This is a genomic window from Streptomyces sp. NPDC008150, assembly GCF_042956945.1.
GTDB lineage: Bacteria > Actinomycetota > Actinomycetes > Streptomycetales > Streptomycetaceae > Streptomyces.
In genome coordinates this window covers 177808-190587 of sequence record NZ_JBIBHJ010000004.1, presented here as the reverse complement: position 1 = coordinate 190587, position 12780 = coordinate 177808, and the positions used below count along the sequence as shown (strand labels likewise).

The window sequence follows — 12780 nt, the reverse complement described above, 5'->3', positions numbered from 1 at the left end:
TAGCCCGACGGCCCCTCCACGCGCGCGTGGAGGGGCCGTCGGCGTCCGCGGGCGACCGGCGGGTGCGCGGGCGTCCCGGCGTGCACGGCGGGCGCCGTACGGGAGTTCAGGCGCCGGCGCGGAAGCGGCGCACGCCCCCGGGCGTCACCACCGCGTGCACCGGGCGGTCGTGCGGCTCTGCGGGCACCTCGTCGACCACCTCGGCGTCGTACAGCAGGACCACGAGCGCCGGTTGTGCGCCCGCGTCCGCCAGTCGCGCGAGCGCCCGGTCGTACGACCCCCCGCCGCGCCCCAGCCGCGTCCCGCGCGCGTCCACCGCGAGGCCGGGCAGCAGCACGGCGTCGGCGGCGACGACGGCGTCCGGACCGAGCCGGGCGCCGGAGGGTTCGAGGAGTTCCATGCGCCCGGAGTGCCGGACGGGTGCGAGGCTCTGCGCGCCGTCGAACTCGGCCCAGTCCAGGTCGTTGTCGGGCAGCAGCGCGGGGAGGAGGACCCGGACGCCCCGTGCGCGCAGCGCGTCGAGCAGGACGCGGGTACCGGGCTCCGCGCCCACGGAGACGTATCCCGCGACCGTGCGGGCCGCGGCCAGTTCGGGCAGTTCCAGGGCGCGTCGGGCAAGGGCCTCTGCGGCCTCCCGCACGTCATGAGCTGTCAACCTGTTCCTCACCGAAAGGAACTCCCGGCGCAACATTCGCTTGTCAGGCTCGGCCCTGTGTCCGCTGTGACCCACGGGTAATCCACGCATCCTTCCTGATGTGCTCATATGAGAACGAATTAACCGGAGCCACGGATTCCAGTCAAAGGCACCGGATATGGTTGCGGACATGACTCAGTCGCACCCCCGGATCAGCAAGGCTGTCATCCCCGCCGCAGGTCTCGGCACCAGGTTCCTGCCGGCGACGAAGGCGACTCCCAAGGAGATGCTGCCTGTCGTCGACAAGCCGGCGATCCAGTACGTGGTGGAAGAGGCCGTGTCCGCCGGCCTCGGCGACGTCCTCATGATCACGGGCCGCAACAAGCGCCCGCTCGAGGACCACTTCGACCGCAACTACGAGCTGGAGTCGGCACTTCAGAAGAAGGGCGACGCGGCACGCCTCGCCAAGGTGCAGGAGTCCAGCGACCTCGCGACCATGCACTACGTCCGCCAGGGCGACCCGCGGGGCCTCGGCCACGCGGTCCTGTGCGCGGCCCCCCACGTCGGGCAGGAGCCCTTCGCCGTCCTCCTCGGCGACGACCTGATCGACCCCCGCGACCCGCTTCTCGCGCGCATGGTCGAGGTGCGGGAGCAGAGCGGCGGCAGCGTCGTCGCGCTCATGGAGGTCGAGCCGGAGCAGATCCACCTCTACGGCTGCGCCGCCGTCGAACCCACCGCGGACGGCGACGTCGTCAAGGTGACCGGCCTGGTCGAGAAGCCCGAACCGGCGGACGCGCCGTCGAACTACGCCATCATCGGCCGCTACGTCCTCGACCCCCACATCTTCGACATACTGCGCACGACCGAGCCCGGCCGCGGCGGCGAGATCCAGCTCACCGACGCCCTCCAGCAGCTCGCGCAGGACGAGAAGATCGGCGGCCCGGTGCACGGTGTCGTCTTCAAGGGCCGCCGCTACGACACCGGCGACCGGGGTGACTATCTGCGTGCCATTGTCAGACTCGCGTGCGAACGTGAGGACCTGGGCCCGGACTTCCGGACCTGGCTCCGCCGTTACGTAGCCGAGGAGATGCAGCAGTCTTGAGCAGCGCCGTGACCCGTACCGCCGACCCGGACCGCACCTGGTCGGTGGAGGAGCACCTGGAGGACGTCCTCGCGACCGTCCGCCCCCTGGACCCCATCGAGCTCCAACTGCTCGACGCCCAGGGGTGCGTACTGGTCGACGACGTCACGGTGCCGCTCTCCCTGCCGCCGTTCGACAACAGCTCGATGGACGGCTACGCGGTACGGGTCGCGGACGTCGCCGGCGCGAGCGAGGAGTTCCCCGCCGCCCTGGAGGTCGTCGGGGACGTGGCGGCCGGCTCGGCCGACACCGTGCACGTGGGACCCGGCCAGGCGGCGCGGATCATGACGGGCGCGCCCGTGCCCCCCGGCGCGGAGACCGTCGTCCCCGTCGAGTGGACCGACGGGGGACTCGGCGGCGGCCCGGTCAGCGGCATGCGCGCCCGCAGCCTCGGCCCGGAGGGCGCGGCGGGGCAGGTGCTCGTCCACCGCGGGGCGCAGGAGCGCGCGCACGTACGCGCGCTGGGCAGCGACGTACGCGCCGGTGACCGCGCCCTGGCGGCGGGCACCGTCCTGGGCCCGCCGCAGATCGCGCTGCTCGCCGCCATCGGCCGCGGCACGGTACGGGTGCGCCCGCGCCCGCGCGTGGTCGTCCTGTCCACCGGCAGTGAACTCGTCCAGCCCGACGAGGAGTTGGCGGCGGGTCAGATCTACGACTCCAACAGCTTCGCCCTCACCGCGGCCGCGCGCGACGCCGGCGCCATCGCGTACCGGGTCGGTGCCGTCGCCGACGACGCCGAGACCCTGCGCTCCACCATCGAGGACCAGCTCGTCCGGGCCGACCTGATGGTCACCACGGGCGGGGTGAGCGTCGGCGCCTACGACGTCGTCAAGGAGGCGCTGTCGTCCGTCGGCGACGCGGACGAGGACGGCGCGGGTGTCGAGTTCCGCAAGCTCGCCATGCAGCCGGGCAAGCCCCAGGGCTTCGGTTCCGTCGGCCCGGACCACACCCCGCTGCTGGCGCTGCCCGGCAACCCGGTGTCCTCGTACGTCTCGTTCGAACTGTTCGTGCGGCCCGCGATCCGCACCATGATGGGGCTCGCCGACGTCCACCGGCCCACCGTCCGCGCGAAGCTGGCCATCGACAAGGCGCTGATCTCGCCGAAGGGCCGCCGTCAGTTCCTGCGGGGCACCTGCGCGGACGGCACGGCGGTCCCGGTCGGCGGCGCGTCCTCGCACCTGGTCGCCGCCCTCGCGCAGGCCGACGCCCTGATCGTCGTCCCCGAGGACGTCGAGTCCGTCGAGCCCGGCACCGAGGTCGACGTGATCCTCCTCGGCTGACCCTCCGCACGGCGCGCGACGGCGGGTACCTGCTCCGCTGCGCGCGCCGACTTGGCGGTACCGTGTCGCGCACAACAGGCCACGCCCCGGCGGGGCCCGGACCGGGAGCGCCGCACGAGCATGAGTACGCAGGACCGACTGACGCACATCGACGAGGCGGGCGCCGCCCGCATGGTCGACGTGTCCGACAAGGACGTGACCGCGCGCGCCGCCCGTGCCAGCGGACGGGTCCTGGTGTCCGCCCGGGTGGTCGAGCTGCTGCGCGGCGAGGGGGTCCCCAAGGGCGACGCCCTGGCCACCGCGCGCATCGCGGGGATCATGGGCGCCAAGCGCACCCCGGACCTCGTCCCGCTGTGCCACCCGCTGTCCCTGTCCGGCGTGCGCCTGGACCTGTCGGTCGCGGACGACGCCGTGGAGATCGTGGCCACCGTGCGGACCACGGACCGCACGGGCGTGGAGATGGAGGCGCTCACCGCGGTCTCCGTCGCCGCCCTCACCGTGGTCGACATGGTGAAGGCCGTCGACAAGCAGGCGGTCATCACGGACGTGCGCGTGGAGGAGAAGTCGGGCGGGCGCTCGGGCGACTGGAGCAGGGCATGAGCACGGGTCCGTACCGCGCCCTGGTCGTGACCGCCTCCAACCGGGCCGCCGCGGGTGTCTACGAGGACCGGGGCGGCCCCCTGGTCGCGGAGGGGCTGCGCGACCTCGGCTTCACCGTCGACGGCCCGCGGGTCGTCGCCGACGGGGACCCGGTGGAGGCGGTGCTGCGGGACGGCGTCGCCGCCCGGTACGACGTCATCGTCACCACCGGCGGCACGGGCATCTCGCCCACCGACCGCACGCCCGAGGCGACCCGCGCCGTGCTCGACCGCGAGGTGCCGGGCATCGCGGAGGCGATCCGCGCCTTCGGCCGGGAGAAGGTGCCCACCGCGGCGCTCTCGCGTGGGCTGGCCGGCGTCGCGGGCGGGACCCTGGTCGTCAACCTGCCGGGTTCCACCGGTGGGGTGAAGGACGGACTGGCCGTTCTGGCGCCCCTGTTGACGCACGCGGTGGACCAGATCGGGGGCGGCGACCACACGCGGCCCGGGGGCGGGCACGCCCCGGCGGGCGGCGAGCGCTCCAGACATGCCGGGGGTGCGCTCTGAACAGCACGTCGTGGCCCGCCGTCCTGCGCGACGGTGAGGTCTCCCTGCGGCCGATAAGAATGCGCGACCAGAGCGTGTGGCGCGACATCAACCGGCGCAACCGGGACTGGCTGCGGCCCTGGGAGGCGACCATTCCGCCCCCGACGCCGCACGGGCCCGTGACGCACCGGCCCACCTACCGGCAGATGGTGCGTCACCTGCGCTCCGAGGCGAAGGCCGGCCGGATGCTGCCGTTCGTCATCGAGTACCAGGGGCGCCTGGTGGGGCAGTTGACGGTCGCCGGGATCACCTGGGGCTCCATGTGCTCGGGCCACATCGGCTACTGGGTCGACGAGTCGGTGGCCGGCCGCGGGGTCATGCCGACGGCGGTCGCGCTGGTGACGGACCACTGTTTCCGCAACGTCGGCCTGCACCGCATCGAGATCTGCATTCGCCCCGAGAACCGGCCCAGCCGCCGGGTCGTGGAGAAACTCGGATTCCGCGAGGAGGGGCTGCGCCCGCGTTATCTGCACATCGACGGGGGCTGGCGCGACCATCTGGTGTTCGCCCTGACCGCCGAGGAGGTGCCCGACGGGCTCCTCGCCCGGTGGCGCCGCAGGCGCGCCGCGAGCGCACCCGAATCCGGGCGGGCGGCACGTCCGCCGCGGAACTCGACCAACGCCCCGGGGAATCCGACCGACCCCTGGAATTGAATACTTGTTCGAAAATGATCGCCGAACGACCGTCTTGGAGTACTGAATTCACCCCTCCGGCGGCTCACTGATCGCATCGATCACAAAAAAAGGTCGGAATATCAGCCGGATCGTGCGACACACCGGCTCAATTGGCGGATGGCCCCAAGGAAACCCCTCTACCGTGTGAGGCGTGAGCAGCAGCGGCCTCATCTACGCAGTCATCGTCGGGGCCTGGGCCGCCTACCTGGTGCCCATGTGGCTCCGTAGGCAGGACGAGCTGAATGAGGCCCGTCCGACGGAACGCTTCAGCACCGCCATCCGGCTGCTGTCCGGACGGGCGGGAATGGAGCGCCGGTACGCCAAGGACCTGCAGGCGCGCTCCTTCGAAGAAGGAGAGGGCGACGCCGGCGAACCGGACGCGGTCACCGATTCGGTGGACGTCCGGTCCTTCGCCGCGCCCCCGACCGCGGCCGGCACCCCGGCGCCTCCGGAGCACCCGCGGTCCGACGCCTCCCGCGCGCACCCCCGGGAGGACCGCTCCCGGCGCCAGGAGCCCCGCCGCAGACAGGACGCGCACCCCGCCGCCCAGGACGCCCGCCCGCAGGCGCGCGCCCAGGTGCGGGCGGAGCGGCCGTCCGGTGCGCGCGAACACGCGGCGCGCGAACAGGGCACGCGCGAAGGCGCCGGACGCGAGGCGGCGGAGCGCGAGCCCGCGCCCCGGTCCCCGTCCGCGCCGGCCGACCGCGAGCGCCCCGGCGGCGCGCGGCGGGCGGCCGAGGCGGAGGCAGCGGCGGCGCGGGCGCGGCGCACGAAGGTGCTGGCCCGCCGTCGGCGCACGACCGTGGTGCTCTTCCTCGTCTTCACGCTCGGCGCGATCGTCGCGGCGGTCGGCGGTCTCGCGTTCCTGTGGGCGCCCGCCGCGCCCGCCGTACTGCTGAGCGGCTACATCGCCCACCTGCGTTCGCAGGAACGGCGGCGCTTCACCTACCAGATGGACCGTCGCAGGGCGGAGGACGCGGCACGGCGGCTGCGCGAGCGCCAGCCCCGCCGGCGCGCGTCGGAGGACACCGCCGCGCACGACGTCCCCGACGCCGAGCCCGAGGGTGACGCCGGCCTCTCCGCGCTCGCGGCCGACCGGCGTGCCCTGGTGGAGCAGACCGACCACGCGGAATGGGTCGACCAGCAGCGCGAGCGGCAGCGCCGTCCCGAGCAGGGCGACAGCTGGGACCCGGTGCCCGTCCCGCTGCCCACGTACGTGACCGCCCCTGTCGCCCCCCGCGCCACGTCCGACGTGGACCTCGGCGCACCGGACGCCTGGAGCTCGGCCCGGTCCAGCGCGGTGGCCCCCGAACGGGACGCGGACGCCGAACCGGCCGCGGCGCGGGCGGACGCGGCGGGCGCCGGGGACGACGAGTACGACGGGGCGGCGGACCGGGCGCCGGAGGACGGGCGCAGCGACGCCCGCCGCGCGGCCTCCGCCCGGCGCTCCCGCGAGCGCGGCCGTACGCCGCTCTTCGACCAGTACGACGAAGAGGGCCGGCCGCGCGCGGCCAACGAGTGAGGCGGGTACGGCAGGGGCCTCCGGGCTCCTGCCAAGGGCCCCCGGGGGCCCCGGTCCTGACCAGCCGGGAACGGATTTCCAGGCACCGGGACCGGGATGCTAGAGTTTCACTCGTTGCAAGGGCCTGTGGCGCAGTCCGGTAGCGCACCTCGTTCGCATCGAGGGGGTCAGGGGTTCGAATCCCCTCAGGTCCACGCAGCACGGTCTCGGAGTTCGCTCGGAGACGGTGACGAGATCCCGTCCGATCGCAAGATCGGGCGGGATCTTTCGTGTGCGCGCGGGGCGTTGGCGCCGGGTGTGCGCGTGCGGCGTGCCCGTCCGGCACGCCGCACCATGAATGCGGGCTTCCTGACTGCCCGTCGGCTCCGCGTCAGAGCGGCTTCGCGTAGCAGATGCTCGACTCGTGGAAGCGGTAGTGGCCGAACTTGGCGCACGGCTCGTAGCCGCTGGAGGCGTACAGGCCGATGGCCTCCGGCTGCTGGTCGCCGGTCTCCAGGACCATGCGGACCCGGCCGGCGGCGCGGGCGTCCTCCTCCAGGGCGGCCAGCACCCGGCGGGCGATGCCCCGGCCGCGTGCCTCCTCTATGACGTACATGCGCTTGAGCTCGGCGTCGCCGTCCGAGTAGCCCTCGTCGTTCTTGTCCTGGAGGCGCCAGCCGCCGGTGGCGACCGGTGCGTCGGCCTCGTCGTACGCGATGAGGTACAGGCCGGTCGGCGGCAGGAACATGGCCGGGTCCAGGTACGTGGCGTCGCCGCCGTCGCCGTAGCGGCGGTGGTACTCGGCCTGGACCTGGTCGTTCAGCTTGACTGCGTCGGGGTGGTCGAACGGGACCCGGCGGATATTCATGTGATACATGGTATATGAATGCTTTTCTGGTCGGAAGGGCCGAGTGTCGTATCGTGCCCGCGTGCTCATTGTGACCAGTGTGAATGTGAACGGGCTGCGGGCCGCCGCGAAGAAGGGCTTCGTGGAGTGGCTGGCCGGCAGCTCCGCCGACGTCGTGTGCCTCCAGGAGGTGCGCGCCGAGCCGGAGCAGCTTCCCGGGCACGTGCGCGCCCCCGAGGGCTGGCACGTCGTGCACGCCCCGGCCGCCGCCAAGGGGCGCGCGGGCGTCTCCCTCCTCACCCGGCGCGAACCGGACGCCGTGCGCGTCGGGTTCGGCTCCGCGGAGTTCGACGGCGCCGGGCGCTGCGTCGAGGCGGACCTGCCCGGAGTCACGGTCGTGAGCCTCTACCTGCCCTCCGGGGAGGTCGGCACCGAGCGGCAGGACGAGAAGGTCCGGTTCATGGACGAGTTCCTCGCGCACCTGCGGGAGCTGCGCGAGAAGGCCGCGGCGGACGGGCGCGAGGTCGTGGTGTGCGGCGACTGGAACATCGCGCACCGGCCGGCCGACCTGAAGAACTGGCGCGGCAACCAGAAGAGCTCCGGGTTCCTGCCCGAGGAGCGCGCCTGGCTCGACCGGGTGCTCGACCCCGCCGACGGCGGCTACGTCGACGTGGTGCGCGCCCTGCACCCCGACACCGAGGGCCCGTACTCGTGGTGGTCGTACCGCGGGCGGGCCTTCGACAACGACACGGGCTGGCGCATCGACTACCAGATGGCGACGCCCGGTCTCGCCGGCCGCGCGGTCAAGGGTCTCGTCGAGCGCGCCGCCACGCACGCGGAGCGGTGGTCGGACCACGCGCCCGTCACCGTGGCCTACGAGCTGTAGGGGCGTGGGGCCCGGCTCCGGCCGTCGTCAGGGCCGACGCGGTTCCTTCCGGAGGCGGCGGTCCAGGGCCAGGGACAGTTCCGCCTCCACCACGCTGCGCGCCAGCGGACGCAGGCGGTCCACGTCCCTCTCGGAGCCGTGGTCCAGGACCATGCCGGCGAACAGCCCGGCGAGGGCGTCCGCGTGCTCCCGGACCCGCCTGCCCGCCTCCAGGACGGACGAGAGCGGGATGCCCTCGCGGACCAGGGCGGCGGAGACGTCCAGCAGGCGGCGGCTGATGTGCACGATCTCGGCGCCGTCCGTGCCCAGGTAGCCGAGGTCCATCGCGGCGGCGAGGTTCTCCGGGGTGACCTCGCCCGCGAAGTGGTCGGCGAGCTCCTCCGGGGTCAGGCGGACCGGGGTCTCCTCCGTCGGGGCGCCCACGCCGAGGAGTTCGCCGACGCCGCGGCCGTGGTCGAACGCCTCGGCCAGCTCGGCGATGCCGTTGAGGGTGTGGCCGCGCTCCAGGAGTGCCGAGATCGTGCGCAGGCGGGTCAGGTGGCTGTCGTCGTACCAGGCGATGCGGCCCTCGCGGCGGGGCGGCGGGATCAGCTTGCGTTCGCGGTAGAAGCGCAGGGTGCGCACCGTGATGCCGGCCCGGTCGGCCAGCTCCGCCATCCGGTACTCGTGGGGTCCACCCTCGTCCGCGTCGTCTGCCACGTCGGCAGCCTATGTTGTACCGCCGGTAACTTTCCTGGCGCAGACCCCTACCGATCAGTACGGGGCTGCTCTACCCTCCAATTGCGCCAGTGTTCACTGGCAGAGTCACGAAACGTCGCACACGGCACACCCCGCGGGGTGTGGCGGACGAGGCATGGAGGGGCGTCGGGATGGCCGAGCACGAACACGTGAGGGTGGCGGTGATCGGGTCCGGGTTCGGCGGACTCGGGGCGGCCGTGCGGCTGCGCCGCGAAGGGATCACCGACTTCGTCGTCCTGGAGCGTGCCGGAGGGGTCGGCGGCACCTGGCGCGACAACAGCTACCCGGGATGCGCCTGCGACGTGCCGTCGCACCTGTACTCGTTCTCCTTCGCGCCCAACCCGGACTGGCCGCGCACCTTCTCCGGGCAGGAGCACATCCGCGCCTACCTGGAGCACGTCGCCGACGTCTTCCGGCTCCGCGGGCACCTCCGCTTCAACAGCGAGGTGCGGCGGGCGACCTGGGACACGGAGAAGCTGCGCTGGGACATCGAGACCTCCTCCGGGAGGCTCTCCGCGGACGTCGTCGTCTCCGCCACCGGGCCGCTGTCCGACCCCAAGGTGCCCGACGTCCCCGGCCTCGGCACCTTCCCCGGCAAGGTCTTCCACTCCGCGCGCTGGGACCACGACTACGACCTCGCGGGCAAGCGCGTCGCCATGATCGGGACCGGCGCCTCCGCCATCCAGATCGTGCCCGCGATCCAGCCGCAGGTCGCCCGGCTCAGCCTCTTCCAGCGCACCCCCGCCTGGGTCATGCCCCGCGTCGACCGCCCCATCAGCGGCGTGGAACGCGGACTGCACCGCGCGCTGCCCGCCACCACCCGGCTGCGCCGCGGCCTGCTGTGGGGCATCCGCGAACTCCAGGTCCAGGCGTTCACCAAGCACCCCGAGGAACTCGGCTTCGTCGAGAAGATCGCCCGCCGCAACATGGCCCGCGCGATCAAGGACCCGGCGCTGCGCGCGAAACTCACCCCGGACTACCGCATCGGCTGCAAGCGCATCCTGCTGTCCAACGCGTACTACCCGGCGCTCGCCCGGCCCAACGTGGACGTCGTCACCGGCGGCCTCACCGAGGTGCGCGGATCGACCCTGGTGGCCGCCGACGGCACCGAGACCGAGGCGGACGCGATCATCTTCGGCACCGGCTTCCACGTCACGGACATGCCGATCGCCGAACGCGTCGTGGGCGCCGAGGGACGCACCCTCGCCGAGACCTGGAAGGGCGGCATGCAGGCGCTGCGCGGCGCCACCGCGGCCGGCTTCCCCAACTGGATGACGATCATCGGGCCCAACACCGGGCTCGGGAACTCCTCGATGATCCTCATGATCGAGTCCCAGCTGAACTACATGGCCGACTACCTGCGCCAGTTGAACGTCATCGGCGGCCGGACCGCCCTCGACGCCCGCCCCGCCGCCGTCGACGCCTGGAACGACCGCGTCCAGGAGCGCATGCGCCGCACCGTGTGGAACACCGGCGGCTGCACCAGCTGGTACCTCGACGCGAGCGGGCGCAACACCACCATCTGGCCGGGCACCACGACCGAGTTCCGGCGCGCGACCCGGCACGTGGACCTGGGGGAGTACGAGGTGCTGCGCGTCCGCGCGGACGCGGACGCCCCGCGCGCCGCGTCGTCCGGTACCCCCGCGGAGGTGGAGGCGTGAGCGTCCCCCTGCACGTGACGTCGGGCCCGTACGCCCCGCCGGTGGCCGCACGCGAACTCACCGCCGTCTCCGCCGACGGCGCCCGGCTGCACGTCGAGGTGCACGGGCCGGCCGACGGCACGCCCGTGCCGACCGTCGTCCTCGCGCACGGCTGGACCTGCTCGACCGCCTTCTGGGCGGCGCAGATCCGCGCGCTGGCCGCCGACCACCGGGTCGTCGCCTACGACCAGCGCGGCCACGGCCGCAGTCCCGCGAACCCGCTGTGCTCCGCCGACGCCCTCGCCGACGACCTGGAGGCCGTGCTCGCCGCGACCCTGGCGCCCGGTGAGAAGGCCGTGATCGCGGGGCACTCCATGGGCGGCATGACCGTCTTCGCGGCCGCCTCCCGGCCCGCCTTCCAGGAGCACGCCGCGGCTGTCCTGCTGTGCAGCACGGGCAGTTCGCGGCTGGTCGCCGAGTCGACGGTGGTGCCGCTGCGCGCGGGACGTCTGCGCACCGGGCTCACTGGCCGCGTCCTCGGCTCGCGCGCCCCGCTCGGACCGGTCACGCCCGTGGCCCGCCGCATCCTCAAGTACGCGACGATGGGCCCCGGTTCGTCGCCCGCCATGGTCGAGGCCTGCGCGCGGATCGTGCACACCTGCCCGCGCGCCGTGCGCCACGCCTGGTCGCGCGTGCTCGACACGCTCGAACTCGACCACGCCGTAAGGGAATTGCGGATGCCGGTCGAGGTGATCGTGGGCACCGCCGACCGGATGACCCCGCCCGTGCACGCGCGTGCGCTCGTCGCCGCGCTTCCCAACTGCATTGGCAGCCATGAGCTGTTGGGGCTCGGACACATGACGCCCGTCGAGGCGCCGGAGTTGGTGACCGCCCGGATACGGGCACTCGCCGCCACGTACGCAACCGTCAAGGAGGGCGCATGAACAGGGTGAGTCTCGAGGGCCAGGTGGTCGTCGTCACCGGAGCGGCGCGCGGCGTGGGCGAGTTGCTCGCACGCAAGCTCTCCGCGCGCGGTGCCACGCTCGCGCTGGTCGGCCTGGAGCCGGACGGGCTCAAGCAGGTCGCGCAGCGGCTGCACGGCGAGGCCGACCAGTGGTACGCCGACGTCACCGACCACGAGGCGATGGCGGAGGTCGCCCGTGAGGTCAAGGAGCGCTTCGGCAAGGTCGACATCGTGATCGCCAACGCCGGTGTGGCCAACGGCGGTCCGTTCGCCGACTCCGACCCGGTGTCCTGGCGCCGCGTCATCGAGGTCAACCTGATCGGCTCGGCGGTCACCGCGCGCGCCTTCCTGCCCGCGCTGGCCGAGAGCCGCGGCTACCTCCTCCAGGTCGCCTCCCTCGCCGCCATCACGCCCGCCCCGATGATGACGGCGTACTGCGCCTCCAAGTCCGGCGTCGAGGCGTACGCGCACAGCCTGCGCGCGGAGGTGGGCCACCAGGGGGTGCGGGTCGGTGTCGCCTACCTGTCGTGGACCGACACCGACATGGTGCGCGGCGCCGACCAGGACGACGTCATGCGGGAGTTGAGGCAGCGGCTGCCCTGGCCCTCGAACAAGACGTATCCGCTGGGCCCGGCCGTCGACCGCATGGTGGCCGGCATCGAGCGCCGCTCCAGCCACGTCTACGGGCAGTGGTGGCTGCGCGGCATGCAGGGGGTGCGGGGCTACCTGCCCGCGCTCATCGGAACCGTGGGGCAGCGCGAGATGCGGCGGTTCGCGCCCCGGCTCCAGGGCATGCGGACGGGGCTGGTGGGAGCGGGCGGAGAGGCCGACGAACAACGGCGGAACACGCTGCGTGACTGACCGACATGCGCACTGTCACGGCCCGTGTCAGCCTGGTCGAGGCCGCACCGGCCGACTCCACCCACTACGGGAGTGAACCCACATGGGCAGCAGCATGAAGGACCAGTTCCAGGACAAGGCCGAGCGTCTGCAGGACCAGGCCAAGGAGAAGCTCGGCCAGGGCAAGGACCAGGCGCCCGAGCACGGCCGGCAGCAGCGTCCCGCCGAGCGCGGCGCGCAGCGTCCCGCCGAGCGCGGCCAGCAGCAGCACGGCGGCACGTCCGTGCGCGAGCGCATGGACGACGCGCAGGACGAGCTTCAGGACCGGTTCGACCAGGACCACGACGCCTGACGCGCTGCGCCCGGTGAGAAGGGGTGCCCCCGTGGGGGCACCCCTTCTCCGCGTTCGCGGGCAGGCGCGCGGCCGCGGCCCCGGGCACGTGTCGCCGCG

General features: G+C 73.3%; 14 protein-coding genes and 1 tRNA gene. 12 read left to right on the top strand and 3 right to left on the bottom strand.

Going from position 1 to position 12780, the window contains the following annotated elements; all coding sequences use genetic code 11:
* Window positions 1–106: 106 nt before the first annotated feature.
* Complete coding sequence (locus ACFZA0_RS12560; RefSeq protein WP_391014716.1) at window positions 107–745, bottom strand: 5-formyltetrahydrofolate cyclo-ligase; 639 nt, start codon at window positions 743–745, stop codon at window positions 107–109.
* 79 nt (window positions 746–824) lie between these two features.
* Between ACFZA0_RS12560 and galU the strand changes: the two genes are divergently transcribed.
* The 7 genes from galU (at window position 825) to ACFZA0_RS12525 (ending at window position 6629) form a co-directional block, all read left to right on the top strand.
* Window positions 825–1736 carry a UTP--glucose-1-phosphate uridylyltransferase GalU gene (gene galU / locus ACFZA0_RS12555; protein WP_391014715.1) on the top strand — a complete coding sequence of 304 codons (912 nt, stop codon included), beginning with the start codon at window positions 825–827 and terminating at the stop codon, window positions 1734–1736.
* Entirely contained in the window at window positions 1733–3055 is a 1323-nt protein-coding gene (gene glp / locus ACFZA0_RS12550) for a gephyrin-like molybdotransferase Glp (protein WP_391014713.1), read from the top strand. Before galU ends, glp begins: the two co-directional genes overlap by 4 nt.
* Before the next feature lie 120 nt (window positions 3056–3175).
* Window positions 3176–3655, top strand: coding sequence for a cyclic pyranopterin monophosphate synthase MoaC (moaC, locus tag ACFZA0_RS12545; protein WP_391014711.1), 480 nt, complete (start codon window positions 3176–3178; stop codon window positions 3653–3655).
* Complete coding sequence (locus ACFZA0_RS12540; RefSeq protein ID WP_391014709.1) at window positions 3652–4200, top strand: molybdenum cofactor synthesis domain-containing protein; 549 nt, start codon at window positions 3652–3654, stop codon at window positions 4198–4200. Before moaC ends, ACFZA0_RS12540 begins: the two co-directional genes overlap by 4 nt.
* A gap of 59 nt (window positions 4201–4259) precedes the next feature.
* Window positions 4260–4892, top strand: a complete 633-nt coding sequence (locus ACFZA0_RS12535) for a GNAT family N-acetyltransferase (RefSeq protein ID WP_391014707.1) — start codon at window positions 4260–4262, stop codon at window positions 4890–4892.
* 172 nt (window positions 4893–5064) lie between these two features.
* Window positions 5065–6435, top strand: a complete 1371-nt coding sequence (gene glpR / locus ACFZA0_RS12530; protein ID WP_391014705.1) for a gephyrin-like molybdotransferase receptor GlpR — start codon at window positions 5065–5067, stop codon at window positions 6433–6435.
* Window positions 6436–6555: 120 nt separating this feature from the next.
* Window positions 6556–6629 (top strand) — tRNA-Ala (locus ACFZA0_RS12525).
* Between the two features lie 176 nt (window positions 6630–6805).
* Here the strand turns inward: ACFZA0_RS12525 and ACFZA0_RS12520 are convergent.
* Window positions 6806–7282: a GNAT family N-acetyltransferase gene (locus tag ACFZA0_RS12520; protein WP_391014703.1), complete on the bottom strand. Its 477-nt coding sequence runs from the start codon at window positions 7280–7282 to the stop codon at window positions 6806–6808.
* Window positions 7283–7343: 61 nt separating this feature from the next.
* Between ACFZA0_RS12520 and ACFZA0_RS12515 the strand changes: the two genes are divergently transcribed.
* Complete coding sequence (locus tag ACFZA0_RS12515) at window positions 7344–8147, top strand: exodeoxyribonuclease III (protein WP_391014701.1); 804 nt, start codon at window positions 7344–7346, stop codon at window positions 8145–8147.
* Window positions 8148–8174: 27 nt separating this feature from the next.
* Here the strand turns inward: ACFZA0_RS12515 and ACFZA0_RS12510 are convergent, their stop codons facing one another.
* Window positions 8175–8804: a MerR family transcriptional regulator gene (locus ACFZA0_RS12510; RefSeq protein WP_391015346.1), complete on the bottom strand. Its 630-nt coding sequence runs from the start codon at window positions 8802–8804 to the stop codon at window positions 8175–8177.
* A 212-nt stretch (window positions 8805–9016) separates the two neighbouring features.
* On the opposite strand from ACFZA0_RS12510, the gene ACFZA0_RS12505 reads away from it, so the two are divergent.
* The 4 genes from ACFZA0_RS12505 (at window position 9017) to ACFZA0_RS12490 (ending at window position 12681) form a co-directional block, all read left to right on the top strand.
* Window positions 9017–10546: an NAD(P)-binding domain-containing protein gene (locus ACFZA0_RS12505; protein ID WP_391014699.1), complete on the top strand. Its 1530-nt coding sequence runs from the start codon at window positions 9017–9019 to the stop codon at window positions 10544–10546.
* The gene (locus tag ACFZA0_RS12500) at window positions 10543–11469 is read left to right on the top strand and encodes an alpha/beta fold hydrolase (protein WP_391014697.1); all 927 of its coding nucleotides are present in this window, start codon (window positions 10543–10545) and stop codon (window positions 11467–11469) included. Before ACFZA0_RS12505 ends, ACFZA0_RS12500 begins: the two co-directional genes overlap by 4 nt.
* Window positions 11466–12350, top strand: coding sequence for a short-chain dehydrogenase/reductase (locus ACFZA0_RS12495; RefSeq protein ID WP_391014695.1), 885 nt, complete (start codon window positions 11466–11468; stop codon window positions 12348–12350). The genes ACFZA0_RS12500 and ACFZA0_RS12495 overlap by 4 nt, the downstream gene beginning before the upstream one ends.
* Window positions 12351–12432: 82 nt before the next feature.
* Window positions 12433–12681 carry a hypothetical protein gene (locus ACFZA0_RS12490; RefSeq protein ID WP_391014693.1) on the top strand — a complete coding sequence of 83 codons (249 nt, stop codon included), beginning with the start codon at window positions 12433–12435 and terminating at the stop codon, window positions 12679–12681.
* Window positions 12682–12780 lie beyond the last annotated feature (99 nt).

Bases quoted from the DNA above. Each gene is read 5' to 3' on its own strand.
- ACFZA0_RS12560 (WP_391014716.1), bottom strand. From the start codon at position 745: ATGCGTGGATTACCCGTGGGTCACAGCGGACACAGGGCCGAGCCTGAC.
- galU (WP_391014715.1), top strand. From the start codon at position 825: ATGACTCAGTCGCACCCCCGGATCAGCAAGGCTGTCATCCCCGCCGCA.
- moaC (WP_391014711.1), top strand. From the start codon at position 3,176: ATGAGTACGCAGGACCGACTGACGCACATCGACGAGGCGGGCGCCGCC.
- ACFZA0_RS12540 (WP_391014709.1), top strand. From the start codon at position 3,652: ATGAGCACGGGTCCGTACCGCGCCCTGGTCGTGACCGCCTCCAACCGG.
- ACFZA0_RS12535 (WP_391014707.1), top strand. From the start codon at position 4,260: ATGCGCGACCAGAGCGTGTGGCGCGACATCAACCGGCGCAACCGGGAC.
- ACFZA0_RS12520 (WP_391014703.1), bottom strand. From the start codon at position 7,282: ATGAATATCCGCCGGGTCCCGTTCGACCACCCCGACGCAGTCAAGCTG.
- ACFZA0_RS12510 (WP_391015346.1), bottom strand. From the start codon at position 8,804: ATGGCGGAGCTGGCCGACCGGGCCGGCATCACGGTGCGCACCCTGCGC.
- ACFZA0_RS12505 (WP_391014699.1), top strand. From the start codon at position 9,017: ATGGCCGAGCACGAACACGTGAGGGTGGCGGTGATCGGGTCCGGGTTC.
- ACFZA0_RS12495 (WP_391014695.1), top strand. From the start codon at position 11,466: ATGAACAGGGTGAGTCTCGAGGGCCAGGTGGTCGTCGTCACCGGAGCG.
- ACFZA0_RS12490 (WP_391014693.1), top strand. From the start codon at position 12,433: ATGGGCAGCAGCATGAAGGACCAGTTCCAGGACAAGGCCGAGCGTCTG.